12 protein-coding genes are annotated in these 15,614 nt (G+C 70.7%); 10 read left to right on the top strand and 2 right to left on the bottom strand.

Annotated elements, in window-relative coordinates; translation table 11 throughout:
- Positions 1–5: 5 nt before the first annotated feature.
- Both JYK02_RS19565 and JYK02_RS19560 read left to right on the top strand, forming a co-directional pair.
- A complete protein-coding gene (locus JYK02_RS19565) occupies positions 6–3,191 on the top strand; it encodes an efflux RND transporter permease subunit (protein WP_207053079.1) in 3,186 nt (1,061 codons plus the stop codon).
- A 72-nt stretch (positions 3,192–3,263) separates the two neighbouring features.
- A complete protein-coding gene (locus JYK02_RS19560; RefSeq protein WP_207053077.1) occupies positions 3,264–5,195 on the top strand; it encodes a 4-alpha-glucanotransferase in 1,932 nt (643 codons plus the stop codon).
- 663 nt (positions 5,196–5,858) lie between these two features.
- Here JYK02_RS19560 and JYK02_RS19555 read toward each other — a convergent pair.
- Positions 5,859–6,974: a putative glycolipid-binding domain-containing protein gene (locus tag JYK02_RS19555; protein ID WP_207053075.1), complete on the bottom strand. Its 1,116-nt coding sequence runs from the start codon at positions 6,972–6,974 to the stop codon at positions 5,859–5,861.
- Between the two features lie 50 nt (positions 6,975–7,024).
- Here JYK02_RS19555 and JYK02_RS19550 point away from each other — a divergent pair, with 50 nt between their 5' ends.
- Positions 7,025–7,936 (top strand): helix-turn-helix domain-containing protein, encoded by a 912-nt coding sequence (locus JYK02_RS19550; protein ID WP_207053072.1) that lies wholly within the window; start codon positions 7,025–7,027, stop codon positions 7,934–7,936.
- 32 nt (positions 7,937–7,968) lie between these two features.
- On the top strand, positions 7,969–8,382 hold the full coding sequence (locus tag JYK02_RS19545) for a hypothetical protein (protein ID WP_207053070.1): 414 nt from the start codon (positions 7,969–7,971) through the stop codon (positions 8,380–8,382).
- Positions 8,383–8,403: 21 nt separating this feature from the next.
- Here JYK02_RS19545 and JYK02_RS19540 read toward each other — a convergent pair whose 3' ends face one another.
- The gene (locus tag JYK02_RS19540; protein WP_207053068.1) at positions 8,404–9,081 is read right to left on the bottom strand and encodes an AMIN-like domain-containing (lipo)protein; all 678 of its coding nucleotides are present in this window, start codon (positions 9,079–9,081) and stop codon (positions 8,404–8,406) included.
- A 174-nt stretch (positions 9,082–9,255) separates the two neighbouring features.
- On the opposite strand from JYK02_RS19540, the gene JYK02_RS19535 reads away from it, so the two are divergent.
- The 6 genes from JYK02_RS19535 to JYK02_RS19510 all read left to right on the top strand — a co-directional run bounded on the left by JYK02_RS19535 (position 9,256) and on the right by JYK02_RS19510 (position 15,557).
- Positions 9,256–10,551 carry a pyridoxal phosphate-dependent aminotransferase gene (locus JYK02_RS19535; RefSeq protein ID WP_207053066.1) on the top strand — a complete coding sequence of 432 codons (1,296 nt, stop codon included), beginning with the start codon at positions 9,256–9,258 and terminating at the stop codon, positions 10,549–10,551.
- Between the two features lie 68 nt (positions 10,552–10,619).
- Complete coding sequence (locus tag JYK02_RS19530) at positions 10,620–11,912, top strand: NTP/NDP exchange transporter (RefSeq protein ID WP_207053065.1); 1,293 nt, start codon at positions 10,620–10,622, stop codon at positions 11,910–11,912.
- Positions 11,909–13,078, top strand: coding sequence for an NAD-dependent epimerase/dehydratase family protein (locus tag JYK02_RS19525; RefSeq protein ID WP_207053063.1), 1,170 nt, complete (start codon positions 11,909–11,911; stop codon positions 13,076–13,078). Before JYK02_RS19530 ends, JYK02_RS19525 begins: the two co-directional genes overlap by 4 nt.
- A gap of 50 nt (positions 13,079–13,128) precedes the next feature.
- Positions 13,129–13,620 carry a hypothetical protein gene (locus JYK02_RS19520; RefSeq protein ID WP_207053061.1) on the top strand — a complete coding sequence of 164 codons (492 nt, stop codon included), beginning with the start codon at positions 13,129–13,131 and terminating at the stop codon, positions 13,618–13,620.
- A gap of 42 nt (positions 13,621–13,662) precedes the next feature.
- Positions 13,663–14,097, top strand: a complete 435-nt coding sequence (locus JYK02_RS19515; protein ID WP_207053059.1) for a hypothetical protein — start codon at positions 13,663–13,665, stop codon at positions 14,095–14,097.
- 131 nt (positions 14,098–14,228) lie between these two features.
- Positions 14,229–15,557, top strand: a complete 1,329-nt coding sequence (locus JYK02_RS19510; RefSeq protein ID WP_347402529.1) for an NAD(P)/FAD-dependent oxidoreductase — start codon at positions 14,229–14,231, stop codon at positions 15,555–15,557.
- The last annotated feature ends 57 nt before the right edge of the window (positions 15,558–15,614 follow it).

The raw sequence follows: 15,614 nt of genomic DNA, 5'->3' as shown, positions 1-15,614 counted from the left end.
CGTCCGTGTTCATCTCCGACTTCGCCATCAAGCGCCCCATCATCACCGTCACGGCGATGGTGGCGCTCGTCGTGTTCGGCATCGTCGCCCTCATCAACCTGGAGACGGACGAGTTCCCGGACGTTCAGCAGCCGGTCATCAACGTCACCATCGCGTACCCAGGCGCATCACCAGACACGGTGGAGCGTGAAATCGTCGAGCCCATCGAGGACGCCATCTTCGCCATCTCGGGCGTGGACGGGAAGAAGACGACCTCCAGCTCCACGGACAGCCTGGCGAACTTCACGGTCTTCTTCGACTTCGAGAAGGACATCCAGGAGGCATCACAGGACATCCGCGACGCCATCTCCAGCAAGCGCGCGGACCTGCCGCAGGAGATGGAGGAGCCCATCCTCACGCGCTTCGACCCGGCGGACCAACCCATCGTGTCGCTGGTGCTGACGTCGCAGGCGCTGGACGTGCCCGCGCTGACGCTCATCGCGGATCCGCTGGTGGTGGGGGATTTGCGCTCGGTGCCGGGCGTGGCGCAGGCCACGGTGGTGGGCGGCGTGGACCGGGAGATGACGGTGCAGGTGCGGCCCGCGGCGCTCCAGGCAGCGGGCCTGTCGGTGGCGCAGGTGGTGGCCGCGCTCCAGGCGCAGAACCTGGCCGCGCCGGTGGGCCGGCTCAACACCGAGCTGCAGGAGCGCACCATCCGGCTCAAGGGCCGCCTGGAGACGCCGGAGGACTTCGCGCAGGTGCCCATCGCGGAGCGGGGCGGGCGCACGCTGCGGCTGGGGGAAGTGGCGGACGTGTTCGCCGGCACCGAGGAGCCGCGCACCCTGTCGCTCTACAACGGCGCGCAGGCGGTGGGCATCGAGGTCATCAAGGCCAAGGGCTACAGCACCACCGAGGTCGCGGACGGCGTGCGCGAGCGCGTGAAGATGCTCCAGCAGCGGCTGCCCGCCAACGCGAAGCTCGAAATCGTCCGCGACGCGGGCACGCGCGTGGAGAACTCCGTGGTCAACGTGCAGCAGGCCCTGATTGAAGGCGCGCTGCTCACGGTGCTGGTGGTGTTCCTGTTCCTCAACTCGTGGCGCTCCACGGTGATTACCGGTCTGGCGCTGCCGGTGTCCGTGCTGGCGTCGTTCGTGAGCGTGTGGGCGTTCGGCTTCACGCTCAACACCATGTCGCTGCTGGGCCTGACGCTCGCCATCGGCATCCTCATCGACGACGCCATCGTGGTGCGCGAGAACATCGTGCGGCACGTGGAGATGGGGAAGGACCACTACACGGCGTCGCGCGAGGGCACGAACGAGATTGGCCTCGCGGTGGCGGCGACGACGTTCTCCATCGTGGCGGTGTTCGTCCCGGTGGCGTTCATGTACGGCGTGGCGGGACAGTGGTTCAAGCCGTTCGCGCTCACCATCGCGTGCTCGGTGCTGGTGTCGCTGTTCGTGAGCTTCTCGCTGGACCCCATGCTCAGCGCGTACTGGCCCGACCCGCAGGTGGAGAAGGGCCAGCGGCGCAACTTCATCTCGCGCGGGCTGACGCGCTTCAACCACTGGTTCGACCGGCAGGCGGACCGCTACAAGGGCGTCATCGCCTGGGCGCTGGACCACCGGCTCGCGATGGTGCTGCTGGCGGTGGGCTCGCTGGTGGGCGCGGTGGCGCTGCAGGGCGTCTTCGGCGGCGCGGGCTTCGTGCCGGTGAGCGACCGCGCGGAGATTGAGATGCTGGTGGAGACGCCCGCCGGCTCCAGCCTGGACTACACGCGGCGCAAGGTGGAGGAGGTGTCCCGCCTCACGCGCCAGCATCCGGAGGTCGCGTACACGTACACGACCATCGGCGTGCCGCTGCCCCTGCGCTCGCCGGGTGTGGACCAGGCGCTGGTGTACGTGCGGCTCAAGCCGAAGGACGAGCGCAAGGCGAGCCAGGAGGTGCTGGGCAAGACGCTGCGCCAGGAGCTGCTCGCGGTGGGCGGCGCGAACGTGTCCGTGTTCACCAGCGGCTTCGGCGGCGCCATCAAGTCCATCCAACTGGAGCTGCGCGGGCCGGAGTCCAAGGGGCTCAACCAGTTCGCGCAGCAGGTGATGAAGGAGGTGAAGCAGGTGCCGGGCGCGGTGGACGTGGGGCTGTCCACGCGCGGTGAGAAGCCGGAGCTGGAGGTGGAGCTCAACCGCGGCGTCGCGGGCCAGCTCAACGTGACGGTGGGCCAGGTGGCGCAGTCGCTGCGGCCGGCCTTCGCGGGCCTGGACTCCGGTGACTGGGTGGACCCCATTGGCGAGACGCGCGACGTGATGGTGCGCCTGGCGCCGCAGTTCCGTGAGAACCCGTCCCAACTGGCGCAGCTGCCCCTGGTGGTGGGCATGAGCACCACGGGCACGCCGGTGACGGTGCCGCTGGGACAGGTGGCGTCGGTGAAGCAGACGGTGGGGCCGGCGCAGATCGATCACCTCAACCGCGAGAAGGTCATCAACGTGCAGGCGAACGTGGCGGGCCGGTCGCTGTCGGAGGTGATGAACGACGTGCAGACGCGGCTCAAGGCGGTGAAGGTGCCGCCGGGCTACGAAATTTCCACGGGCGGTGAGTCCGCGGATCAGCAGGAGGTGTTCGGTCGGGTGTTCCTGGCGCTGGGCGTGGCGGTGATGCTGATGTACCTCATCCTCGTCATCCAGTTCGGCTCGTTCCTGGATCCGCTGGCCATCCTGGTGTCGCTGCCGCTGTCGCTCATCGGCGTGGTGCTGGCGCTGGTGCTGACCGGGGACACGCTCAACATCATGAGCCTCATCGGCGTCATCCTGCTGATGGGCATCGTCGCGAAGAACGCCATCCTGCTCATCGACTTCGCCAAGTGGCAGCATGAGAAGGGCATGCCCTTGCGTGAGGCCTTGATTGAAGCGGGGCGCATCCGCTTGCGGCCCATCATGATGACGACGCTGGCGCTCATCGCGGGCATGGTGCCGGTGGCGCTGGGCCACGGTGAGGGCGGCGACTTCCGGGCGCCGCTGGGCCGCGCGGTGATTGGCGGCGTCATCACGTCCACGCTGCTCACGCTGCTGGTGATTCCAACGGTGTATGAAATCCTGGCGGACGCCCGCACGTGGATGGGCGGCAAGCTGCGCCGGGTGTTCAAGGCGAACGGGCAGGCACACGGGCCGGCGCACGGCGGCGGCGAGCCCCGGCCACAGCCGCAGGCCCGGCAGGACTGACGCGCGGAGGAAGCTCGCGTCACCCTCAAGGAACGGTTGGCGCATGGGGCGGGGGGCCATAGGGTCAGGAGTGTGGAGCTCCTGTCACCGCTGCCCGATTCGCACCGCTCGCTCGTCACCGAAGCCCTGGAAGCGCTGGGCGTCACCCGCTGGGTCCTGAGCATCCATGACCCCAGCTTCCCGGGCCTCCCTGGAGAGGACCTGGGGCGGGGCTCGCCGTACTCCGAGGGCGCCGCGCGCTTCCTCGCCTTCGCCCGGGACCTGGGCTTCACCGGCATCCAGTTGGGGCCGCAGGGGCAGACCACCGCGCACAACCCGTCGCCTTATGACGGCACGTTGTTCTCCCGCAACACGCTGAACGTGGCGCTCGCGCCGCTCACGGATCCCCACGGGCCCTGGGGCGCGCTGCTGTCCTCCGGCACGCTGGCCCGGCTCGCCTCCGACGTGCCCGCGGACGGTGGACCGGGTGCGCGCTACCACTCCGCGTGCCGGGGACAGGCGCTGGCGCTCCAGGAGGCGTGGGACACGTTCCGCCGCACCCGGGAGCCCGTGCTCGTGCAGCGCTTCGAGGCCTTCCGCGTGGAGCACCGGGAGTGGCTGGAGCGGGATGCGCTCTTCGACGTGCTCGCCACGCGGCACCACACGCCGGATGACTGGCGCGGCTGGGCGGACTCGCTGGCGGGGCGCCTGTTCGCGCCGCGCCCGGGAGAAGAGGCACAGGCCGAGGCGCGCATCCGCGAGCTGCTCACCGTCGAAGCGGAGGCGGTGGCGCAGTACGCCTTCCGCCAGTTCCTCGTGCATGAGCAGCACGGGCTGCTGCGCGAGCGCGCGGGGGCGTGGGGGCTCAAGCTGTACGGGGACCTCCAGATTGGCTTCTCGCCCCGGGACACGTGGGCACGGCAGGGGCTGTTCCTGCGCGACTACCTGATGGGCGCGCCGCCCAGCCGCACCAACCCGGAGGGCCAGCCGTGGAACTACCCGGTGCTGGACCCGGAACAGTACGTCGCGCCGGACGGTCCCGGCCCCGTGCTGCGCTACCTGGACGCGCGGCTGGGCAAGATGCTCTCCGAGTACGACGGGCTGCGCATCGATCATCCGCACGGGCTCGTGTGCCCGTGGGTGTACCGCGCGGGTTCGGCGGATCCGCTGCGCGCGGTGCAGGGTGGGGCGCGGCTGTTCTCCTCGCCGGACCTGCCGGACCATCCGGCGCTGGCGCGCTACGCCCTCGTGGCGCCGGAGCAATTGGACCGCTCGGTGCCGCGTCACGCGGATGGGTGGGTGAAGTCGCTCCCGGAGGAGCAGGTGCGGCGGTACGCCATCCTCTTCGACTCCGTGGTGCGCACGGCGCGCGAGCGCGGCCGGGCCCGCGAGGACGTGCTGTGCGAGGTGCTGAGCACGCTGCCCCATGAGCTGTCGCGCGTGATGGCGCGGGATGGCCTGGGCCGCTTCCGCGTCACGCAGAAGGCGGACCTGAACAACCCGGCGGACGTGTACCGCAGCGAGAACGTGGCCCCCGAGGACTGGGTGATGGTGGGTAACCACGACACGAAGTCGCTCTGGCGGCTCGTGTCCGAATGGCAGTGGAAGCACGCGCTGCGCGCCCAGGCGGACTACCTCGCGTGGCGGCTGCATCCGGAAGCGGAGGGGCGCGAGGACTTCGCGCGCGAGCTGGCGCAGGACCCCGGGCTGCTCGCGCAGGCGAAGTTCGCGGACCTGTTCGCCAGCCGTGCGCGCAGCGTGATGGTGTTCTTCGCGGACCTGCTGGGCATGCCCGACACGTACAACGCGCCGGGCTCCGTGGACGCGCGCAACTGGTCGCTGCGCATCCCGCAGGACTGGACCGCGCACTATCAGCAGCGGCTGCGCGCGGGCGCCGCGCTCAACCTGCCGCAGGTCCTGGCCATGGCACTGCGCGCGGGCGGCGCCGAGGTGCGGACCCGGCACGCGGAGTTGCTGACGCGACTGGATGCCGCCGCTGCCCTCCTTCGAAGCGGGGCGTGGTGAGTTGCATCATCCGCGCCAGGGCATGGCGAGCCACCGGTAGCGACAGCCCGTCCGGGGCGTATCGCGCGAACCTGTCCGACTGTCGGACAGGTTTTGAATCTCCGGGGCCTGGGTGGGCTGCCGCGTCCGCACGGCGGAAACCGGTCGGACAGGTTCTGGATCCCGTACCTGGGACGGCCGCGTCGGTGCGGCGAAAACCTGTCCGACAGTCGGACAGGTTCTGAACCCCGGGCCTGGGCGGGCAGCCACCGCGTCCGCGCTGCGGAAACCGGTCCGACAGTCGGACAGGTTCTGAAGCCCTGGGGCCAGGTGGGCTGCCGTCGCGTCCGTGCGGCGACAGCCGGACAGGTGCTGGAACCTCGTGCCTGAGCACAGCCGCCGCGTCCGCGCAGCGGAAACCTGTCCGACAGTCGGACAGGTTCTGGAACTTCGTGCCTGGGGCGGCTGCCGCGTCCGCGCGGCGGAAACTGGTCCGACAGTCGGACAGGTTCTGAAGCCCCGGGGCCAGGTGGGCTGCCGCCGCGTCGCAGCGGAGACCTGTCGGACAGTCGGACAGGTTCTGGAACTTCGTGCCTGTGGCCGGCCGCCGTGCCCGCACGGCGGAAACCTGTCCAACTGTCAGACAGGTTCTGGAAACCGGCATGGAGGTCCGGGGCCTGGGGCTCAGGTGATGCGCCGCATGTCGAAGCGGGACTGGAGGCTCCACTGGCCAGCGCTGTCCTGTACCTCTCCTCGCCAGGTGAAGCGGTCCGGCCCGATGTCGGAAAAGCTCCAGCGGATGGGCTTTCCGTGGTGCTCACCCAGCAGGATGAGCCGGTCTCCTTCACGGCCTCCCGCGAGCCGGTTGATGGCGCCGCCCGTGGGACTCACCCAGGTGATCTGCCACTTCCGCTCGGCCCGGTCGAACGTGCGCACCGTGGTGCCGTAGCGCCTGTTCGCACCGGGGCCTGACTGTGCAGGCGCGTGCCTCGACGGCACGATGAACACGTCCTGCAGCGCCCGTCCCTCCAGCACCCAGTGGAACCACCACTCGCCCTGGCTCTGGCGGATGCTTCCGTCCGCGTCGTGGTCCTGGATGGTCCCGGCCCAGCCTCCGACCAGCCACCCGAACGTGGCCGCCGCTTCGCCCAGCTCACTCGAAGGGCCCGGGCTCACCAGCGCGTCCACGAACTCCCGTGTCACGGACTCCGACGCGGCCGGCCCTTCCGCGAGCCTGCGCCAGATGCCGGCGTATTCGACGGGCAGCCCCTCCGCGTCCACGTCCAGCATCGCGGTGAAGCCGCTCTCCAGGCTCTCGTAGCGATAGCGCGCGGGCCCCACTCTCGCGTACCCCTGACGCGCGGGCACGACCTCCAGCGCGGGAAACCGCACCCACGCCGCGCGGATCTCCGCAGTGGTTCCCTCCTGGAGTCGCAGCCGTTGGATGGGAAGGGCGTTGGTGGAGGGGCTCAGGCCCAGGTCCACGTCCGTGCAGCCCTCCAGCTCCGAGGCCACGGCCCCGTCCCTGCGCCAGTGGCCCTCGCCGTCATGCTCCAGCATGAGCGCCCGCCGCTCGCCGCGCCAGGTCTGCGTCACGCTCACCCGACGCGTGCGCCACGCTTCGTCACAGACGACCGAGTACTCCGCTCGGAGCGGTGCGCCCTGCTCCGCGACGAGAATCACGCCCGACAGCTCCGCGCCCTCCTGGCCGCGCCGCGCCCGTGCATGCTCGAAACCCAGGTCATCCATCACGCGTCGCCAGATGAGCTCGCGCGTGACGGTTGTTGTTTCCATCGCCATGATTCGGTCACCCCGGTGGATGTGCGGGGGGCAGGATGGAGGGACGGACCGTGGCCGACTTGGGGAAAGTGGACCTGACCACCGCGCGTCTGCTGGCCTCCGGGGACGGGTGGCGCGTGCGAGAGATTGTCTGCCGCTCTGGCCCTAAGGACCCCGTCTTCGAGGAACAGCACACGGGCGTGTCCATCTCCGCCGTGCTGTCCGGCAGCTTCACCTACCGCTCCCGGAACGGGCGGGTGCTGCTGACGCCCGGCTCGCTGCTGCTGGGGGAGCGGCATGCGTCCTTCTGCTGCGGCCACGAGCACGGCGTGGGCGACCGCTGCGTCGCCTTCCACTTCGAGCCCGAGCTCATCGAGGAGGTGGCGCGAGGACTGCCCGGCGTGAAGCGGACGGACTTCCCCGTGCACCGGCTCCCGCCGCTCCAGCGCCTCGCGCCGCTGCTCGCGGACGTCCAGGCGCTGGCCGAGCAGCCAGGCTCGCGCGGCGCGGAGGAACTCGTGCTGCGCATGGCGGGCGCGGCGCTGAGCGGTGTCCACGAGGGCAGGGCGCGTCCTGTCACGTCCCAGGACGAACGGCGCATGGGGAACGCCGTGCGGTGGATGGAGGCGCACCTGGAGGAACCCCTCTCCCTGGCGCTGCTCGCGGAGGAGGTGGGCATGGGCCGCCACCACTTCCTGCGCACCTTCCGCAAGGTGGTGGGAGAGAGCCCCTACAGCTACATCCTGGGCCGCCGCCTGACACTCGCCGCAGAACGTTTGAGGACCGGTCCAGAGCGCATCGCGGACATCGCATTCGCGTGTGGGTTCGGGGACCTGTCGGAGTTCGTCCGCCGCTTCCGCGCTCGCTTCGGCGTCACCCCCTCGGCCTACCGTGTTCGCGCACGACCCGGGTCAGATAGGACAGACACCGGGGGCGCGGCCACTCTCCTTGGAAAACCTCGTTCTCGATGCTATCCGGTCTAGGCAATTCTTTGATTGGGTGAGGCACGGACCGCGTGGCGAAACATCGTGAGTGGGAGTTCGGAGCGCATCGCGCGCAATTCGAAGAGCCGGACCTGTTGGTGATGAAGTTCAACGGGCCCTCGAAGCTGGAGGACTCGAAGAAGGTGCTGGAAATCTGTCAGGAGGTGTCGGCGAAGGGGCCGGTGTTCGTCATCTCCGACGTGTCGAACTCCAGCATCGAGAAGGACGCGCGCGAGCTGCTGGTGGCGCAGGCGAAGGCCGAGTGGTTCCGCGGCCACGTCTACCTGGGCACGGGCCCGCTCCAGCGCGCGGGCGCCAAGGCGCTCATGCTCGCCCTGTACTTCACGGGCAAGTGGACGGTGGAGGTGGACTTCGCGGACTCGGAGCGCGAAGCGCGCGACCTCATCGCGAAGAAGCGCCTCCAGCCTCCGGCCGCCAAGAAGTAGGGAGCCCGTAAGCCCCCCGCCTCAGTGCTGGACGTCCAGCACGAGGCGCGTGGGGTTCGTCAGCTCCAGCACGCGGAACGGCGCGCGGCGCGCGGTGCCCAGCACCCACGTCACCTCGCCCTCGAAGTCGCACAGCCGCTCCAGCTCCAGCACCGACGGCAGCGCGGGCTTGAGCGTGCGCTGCGCCACCGTGGCCTGCCCCTGGTCGTCATGCGCCCGAGCCAGCGTGAAGCGCACCTCCAGCGCCGCCTGTCCCGGGGGCGTCACGTCGTCGCCCGAGCCGCAGCGCTGCACCGGCGTCTTCACGTAGCCCAGGTGGTAGCCCGGCAGGCGCGGCCCTTCGAACTCGAACACCGTGCGGTCGTAGTCCGGGTGCGTCCCCGTGCGCACCGAGCGCAGCGTGATGGAGGGCGGCTCGCCGCGCGGCCGCTCCACCGCCGCCGTCGTCCACGCCGCCTCCGCCGCCACGTCCGCCGTGGCCGCCGGCCTGCCCGCGTCCGTGGGGCCGGCCGCCTTCACGTCCAGCACCTGGTGCACCACCGGGGCGGTGGCCGCCGGGCCCTCCCGGGGCACGGTGTTGGAGGGCGGGGGGACGGCCGGCACGTCCATGGGGACGGTCTGGGGCTCCTGCTTCTGGCAGCCCAGGCCCAGCAGTCCACAAACCACTCCCAACGCGCACAGCCCCTGTCGCAGGTGCATCCGGTTCCTCCCATCAACCCCGTCACCCGGGGACTTCCCGAGTCCTCGCACACCGCGCGGGCCGAGGCCATGCCCCCGGTGCCTGGAAGATGCGCCCTGCCGGGCCCGTTGCGTATAGGTTCCGGCCGGCCGTGTCTCCCCGGCCCCCCTTCGTGCACTGGAGAGTTCCACCCCATGGCCCTCGACCTGACCTCCCTCCCGCGTCCCTCCCGCGACGACACCACCGTGAGCTCCATGGCGCGTGGGCTCGTGGGCAGCGAAATCCTCCGCATCGCGGCGGAGATCCGCGAGCTCGTGGCCAAGGGCAACAAGGTGTGCAACCTCACCGTGGGGGACTTCAGCCCGAAGGAGTTCCCCATCCCGGACGGCCTGCGCGACCAGATTGGCGCCGCGCTCCAGGCCGGTGAGACGAACTACCCGCCGTCCGACGGCGTGCTGGACCTGCGCCAGGCCGTGCAGCGCTTCTACGAGCGCTCCCTGGGGCTGAAGTACCCGCTGGAGGGCATCACCATCGCGGGCGGCGCGCGCCCCGTCATCTACGCCATCTTCCGCGCGGTGCTCGACCCGGGGGACGTCGTCATCTACCCGGTGCCGTCGTGGAACAACAACCACTACGCCCACATGCTGGGCGCGAAGAGCGTCGTGGTGACGACGGACGCGGCCGCGGGCTTCATGCCCACGCTGGCGCAGCTGGAGCCGCACCTGTCCACCGCGCGCCTGTTGTGCCTGTGCAGCCCGCTCAACCCCACCGGCACCATGCTGGACCCGGAGGCCCTGCGCGCCATCTGCCAGCGCATCGTGGAGGAGAACCGCGCGCGCGAGGGCCGCGGCCAGAAGCCCCTCATCCTGATGTACGACCACATCTACTGGGTGCTCAACTTCGGCAAGAAGCACGTCACCCCGGTGGCGCTGGTGCCGGAGATGGCGCCGTACACCGTGTTCGTGGACGGCATCAGCAAGGCCTTCGCCTCCACCGGCGTGCGCGTGGGCTGGGGCGTGGGCGCGCCCACCCTCATCTCCCGCATGCGCGACGTGCTGGGCCACGTGGGCGCCTGGGCCCCCAAGGCCGAACAGGTCGCCACCGCCCGCTACCTGGACGACACCCAGGCCACCGAGTCCTTCCTGACGACCATGCGCCAGCGCGTGGAGGTGCGCCTGGACGCCCTCTACAAGGGCTTCCAGCGTATGAAGGACGCGGGCCTGCCGGTGGATGCCATCGCGCCGCAGGGCGCCATCTACCTCACCGTGCGCTTCGACGTGGTGGGCAGGGACGGGCTCACCACCAATGACGCCATCCGCAAGCGCCTCCTGGAGAAGGCCCGCTTCGCGGTGGTGCCCTTCCAGGCGTTCGGCCTGGCGGCGGACACCGGCTGGTTCCGCCTCTCCGTGGGCGCGACCTCGGTGGCTGAAATCGAGGAGGCCCTGCCCCGTGTAGAGGCCACCGTGCGGGAAATCCTCGCGGCCAAATAGCCACTTTCCTCCACAGACCGGCAGGCAGGGAATAGCCTGCCGCCGCGCACGTTGAGGGCGCCGCCATCATGCTCAAGCGCTTCGTGGACGTCCGTGACGAGGAGGTGGGGGCGGTCCTCGGGGCGTTCGTCTACTTCTTCACGCTGATGTGCGGCTACGCCATCCTGCGGCCCATCCGCAACGAGATGGGCACCGCGGGGGACGTGAAGCACCTGCCCTGGCTCTTCAGCGTCACGTTCGGGGTGATGCTGCTGGCGGTGCCGGCCTTCTCCGCGCTGGTGGCGCGCTACCCCCGGCGGGTGGTGGTGCCGCGCGTCTACCGCTTCTTCCTCTTCAACCTGCTGGCCTTCTTCGCGCTGCTCAAGTGGGGCGTGGCGAAGGAGGGCGTGGCGCGCGCCTTCTTCGTCTGGCTGAGCGTCTACAACCTGTTCGTCGTCTCCATCTTCTGGAGCTTCATGGCGGACGTGTTCGCCAGCGACCAGGGCAAGCGCCTCTTCGGCTTCATCGCCGCGGGCGGCACCACGGGGATGATTGTCGGCCCGTTCCTGGTGGGCCGGCTGGCGGAGCCGGTGGGGCCGGTGAACCTCATCCTCGTGTCCGCGGTGATGCTGGAGGTGAGCGCGCAGTGCGTGCGCCGCCTGGGCCACTGGGCGCGGGACGTGCAGCACCAGCCCGCCACGCGCGAGGGGCCGGTGGGCGGCGGGATGCTCGCGGGCTTGCGGCTCTTGGTGACGTCGCCGTTCCTGCTCGCGCTGGGGATGCAGGTGCTGCTGTACGCGGCGACCTCCACGTTCCTGTACTACCAGGAGGTGCAGTTGGTCGCTTCCCTGGCGAAGGACGCGGCGGCGCGCACGGCGGCGTTCGCGGACATCGACTTCTGGGTGCAGGTGCTGACGCTGGGCATCCAGACGCTGGTCACGGGGCGCGTCATCTCCCGGCTGGGATTGGGCGTGGCCATGGCGGTGGCGCCGGTGCTGACGTTGATAGGGTTTGGGGTGCTCGCGTTCGCGCCGGTGTTGGCGGTGCTCATCGGCGTGAAGTCGCTGAGGGGCGCGAGCCACTACGCGCTGGAGCGCCCGTCGCGCGAAATCCTGTTCACCACGGTGGACCGCGAGGCCCGCTACAAGTCCAAGAGCTTCATCGACACGGTGGTGTACCGCGGCAGCGACACGCTGAGCGCGTGGCTGCAGGGCGGACTCACGGCGCTGGGCCTGGGCATGACGGGCCTGTCGCTGGCGGCCGTGCCCGTGGCCGCGCTGTGGCTGGCGGTGGCCCTGTACCTGGCGCGCCAGCAGAAGACGCGCGCCGCTGAAAGCATTCCGCAGACGCAGACGACCCTTCCCGGAGGAACCACGGCATGAAGCTGTCCCGAAGAGGCGTGATTCAAGCAGCGGCCGCGTTGGGCGCGGTCCAGGTGTTGGGCTGTGCATCGTCCCCCAAGGCGGGCCCGGCCGACGCGAGCAAGGGCGGGGATGACGCTGGTCCGGGCAAGCCCCTGAACATCCTCATCCTGGGTGGCACCCGGTTCCTGGGCCCCGCGCTGGTGCAGGCGGCGCAGGCGCGCGGCCACACGCTCACGCTCTTCAACCGCGGCAAGTCCAACCCGGGCCTCTTCCCGGACGTGGAGAAGCTCCAGGGCGACCGCGACCCCAACAAGGGTGAAGGCCTGAAGGCGCTGGCGGGCCGCAAGTGGGACGCGGTCATCGACACGTCCGGCTACGTGCCGCGCATCGTGAAGGCGTCCGCGGAGCTGCTCGCGCCCAACGTGGGGCAGTACGTCTTCATCTCCAGCGTGTCCGTCTACAAGGAGATGACGAAGAAGGACCTCAACGAGTCCGACGCCGTGGGCACCCTCCCGGACGAGACGAAGGAGGAGGTCAGCGAGACGAGCTACGGCCCGCTCAAGGCGCTCTGCGAGAAGGCGGCCGAGGCCGCGCTGCCCGGCCGCACGCTCAACATCCGCCCCGGCCTCATCGTGGGCCCGGATGACGGCTCCGACCGCTTCACCTACTGGCCGCTGCGCGTGGCGAAGGGCGGCGAGGTGCTGGCCCCCGGCGACGGCGAGGACCCGGTGCAGATCATCGACGCGCGCGACCTGGCCGCGTTCATCATCCGCAACGTGGAGCGCCGCACCGCGGGCATCTTCAACGTCACCGGCCCGCTGAAGCCCATGAACATGAAGGGCATGCTGGAGGACATCCAGAAGGCCACCGGCAGCGACGCGCGCTTCACCTGGGTGGACACGGCCTTCCTGGACCAGCAGAAGGTGACGGCCTTCGCGGACATGCCCGCGTGGGTGCCGCGCACCGGCCCGGAGAGCGGCATCGGCGCGGTGAGCATCACCCGCGCCACGCAGGCGGGGCTCACCACCCGCCCGCTGGCGGACACCGTGCGTGACACGCTGACCTGGTTCCACGGCCTGCCGCCGGAGCGCCAGGAGAAGCTGCGCTCGGGCCTGTCCGCGGAGCGGGAGAAGGAAGTGCTCGCCGCCTGGCACCAGGCGAAGGGCACGGCCAAGGCGGGCTGAGTGGAATGGCGCGGCGGCCGTCTTTCCCCTCGCGGTTCGGAGCGCTCCTGATGCTGGGGGCGCTCTGGAGCCTGCTGTCGGGGTGCAGCCGGTCCCCGGCTCCGGGGGCCGCCGTGACGCCGTTCAATCCCAACGCGGCCGGGTGCTACCAGCGCCTGGAGAAGGTGAACCCCGCGTTCCAGCAGGGCTACCGGGACCTGGCGGCGCTGCTGGCCCAGCCGGCGCCGCTCGTGTCGCTGCTGCCCGGCGTGGTGGCCGCGCACGAGCGCGTGCTCCAGGCGGGCCGCGCCGCACCGCCGGGTTCCCGGCTGCCGGAAGAGGACGTCTACGTCTGCTGCCTGCGCGACACCCTGGAGGGCCGGGTGGCCCGCGAGGTGAAGGCGCTGGTGGACGCCGACGCGGGCACCGGGGACGCGCGGGCAAGGTTGGAGGCGCTGCTGGCCGCGCTGCACGGCCTTCCCTGGTCCGGCCCCAAGTGGACGGACCACGAGCGCCCCGCCCTGGAGAAGCACGTGCGGGACGCGCTCGCGGCGCTGCCGTGATGTGATGGGGGCGGCACCTCTTCCCCCTGGTGGGTGAAATCCATGGCGAACGGCGAGAACGTCGACCTGTCGGCCACCCGGCCCGCGGAGTACCTGCGCGAGGGACTGCTGTCCCCGGAGGGCAAGCCGCGCGAGGGGCTCAACGGCCTGCACTCGCTGGGCATGGCCCACCGGCTGAAGCTGGAGGGCACGAAGCCGGAGGCCGTGGCCGCGCTGCTGGCCAGCCTGGTGAAGGCCTCCGGGCGCTTCATCCCGAAGGAGCCGCGCAACGCGGACCTGCCGGAGTCCGCGCGTCAGGAGGTGGCGGCGGCCTGGAGCACCACGGGTCCCACGGGCACGGGAGTCCTGGGCGAGCTGCGCGCGGCCATCCTGCCGTGGGTGAAGGACACCGCGAACCTGGGCGCGATGCTGCTGCACGTGGAGCGCATCCACCGGCAGCTGCTGCTGGTGTCCGTGACGCCGCCGGCGGGCGCCTGACGCCTGGCCGGAGGGCGGCCGGGCGTGCGAGGGCGGCCCGCCGGGCAGGCGGGGAACAATGGATGCTGGCCGCCCGCGTCATGCGTCCGCACCTTCCCGCCATGGAACGCGACCGGGACAGCAGGCATCACGTGGTCATCGTGGGGGCGGGCTTTGGCGGGCTTCAGGCCGCGAAGGCTTTGGGCAAGGCGGACACCGTGCGGGTGACGGTGGTGGACCGCTACAACCACCACCTCTTCCAGCCGCTCCTGTACCAGGTGGCGACGGCGGTGCTGAACCCGGCGGACATCTCCGCGCCCATCCGCAGCGTGCTGCACTCGCGCAACACGGAGGTGCTGCTGGCGGAGGCGAAGTCGGTGGACGCGCGCCGCAAGGTGCTGGTCGTGGAGGGCGGGGAGATTCCCTACGACTCGCTGGTGCTGGCCACGGGCGCGACGCACTCGTACTTCAAGCACCCGGAGTGGGCGCAGGTGGCGCCCGGCCTGAAGACGCTGGAGGACGCGGTGCGCATCCGCGAGCGCGTGCTCACGGCCTTCGAGGCCGCGGAGCGCGAGTCCGACCCCGTGCGCCAGCGGCAGTGGATGACCTTCGTCATCATCGGCGCGGGGCCCACGGGCGTGGAGCTGGCGGGGGCGCTCTCGTACATGACGCGGCACGCGCTGCCGAAGGACTTCCGGCGCATCGACACGCGCGAGGCGCGGGTGATTCTGCTGGAGGGGCTGCCGCGCGTGCTCAACGCCTATCCGGAGGAGCTGTCGGAAGCGGCGAAGAAGGACCTGGAGGCGCTGCACGTCGAGGTGCGCACCGGCGCCATGGTGACGGGCATCGACGAGGAGGGCGTCACGTTCGGGGACGAGCACATCGCCACGCGCACGGTGCTGTGGGGCGCGGGCGTGGCGGCGTCGCCGCTGGTGCGTTCGCTGGAGGTGCCCCTGGACCGCGCGGGGCGCGTGAAGGTGTCTCCGCAGCTCACGGCGCCGGGCCTGAACGACGTGTATGTGATTGGCGACGTGGCCGCGGTGGAGCAGAACGGCAAGCCCGTGCCGGGCATCGCGCCGGCGGCGATGCAGATGGGGCGGCACGTGGCGAAGACCATCCGCGACCGGCTGCAGCAGAAGCCGCTGAGCCCGTTCCGCTACCACGACAAGGGCAGCTTCGCGGTGATTGGCCGCGGCTACGCGGTGGGCTTGCTCTTCGACAAGTGGAGCATGAAGGGGCTGCCCGCGTGGCTGGTATGGGCGGGCGTGCACGTGGCCTACCTCATCGGCTTCCGCAACCGCGCCTCCGTGATGCTCAACTGGGCGTACACGTTCTTCACCAAGGGCGGCCGCGACATGCGGCTCATCACCGGCAAGGTGGCGACCCGCCTGCCCGCCCTGGCGCCCTCCGCGCAGGGCCCCGTCCTCCCGCCCTCCGCGCGGCCGGAGCTGCCGGCGTCGCAGCCTGCGCCGGTGCACTGAAGCCGCAGGACGTGCGAAGTGGTGAAGGTCGCCCCGGTGCCGCGCTGGCGCCGGGGC

This window comes from Corallococcus macrosporus (assembly GCF_017302985.1).
GTDB lineage: Bacteria > Myxococcota > Myxococcia > Myxococcales > Myxococcaceae > Corallococcus > Corallococcus macrosporus_A.
Note: the sequence above shows the minus strand (reverse complement) of the source record. Positions and strands in the feature narration are given on the sequence as shown.

Coding starts and splice junctions, on each gene's coding strand:
- JYK02_RS19540 (WP_207053068.1), bottom strand. CDS start 9,081: ATGCACCTGCGACAGGGGCTGTGCGCGTTGGGAGTGGTTTGTGGACTG.
- JYK02_RS19525 (WP_207053063.1), top strand. CDS start 11,909: ATGAAGCTGTCCCGAAGAGGCGTGATTCAAGCAGCGGCCGCGTTGGGC.
- JYK02_RS19535 (WP_207053066.1), top strand. CDS start 9,256: ATGGCCCTCGACCTGACCTCCCTCCCGCGTCCCTCCCGCGACGACACC.
- JYK02_RS19530 (WP_207053065.1), top strand. CDS start 10,620: ATGCTCAAGCGCTTCGTGGACGTCCGTGACGAGGAGGTGGGGGCGGTC.
- JYK02_RS19515 (WP_207053059.1), top strand. CDS start 13,663: ATGGCGAACGGCGAGAACGTCGACCTGTCGGCCACCCGGCCCGCGGAG.
- JYK02_RS19520 (WP_207053061.1), top strand. CDS start 13,129: ATGCTGGGGGCGCTCTGGAGCCTGCTGTCGGGGTGCAGCCGGTCCCCG.
- JYK02_RS19555 (WP_207053075.1), bottom strand. CDS start 6,974: ATGGCGATGGAAACAACAACCGTCACGCGCGAGCTCATCTGGCGACGC.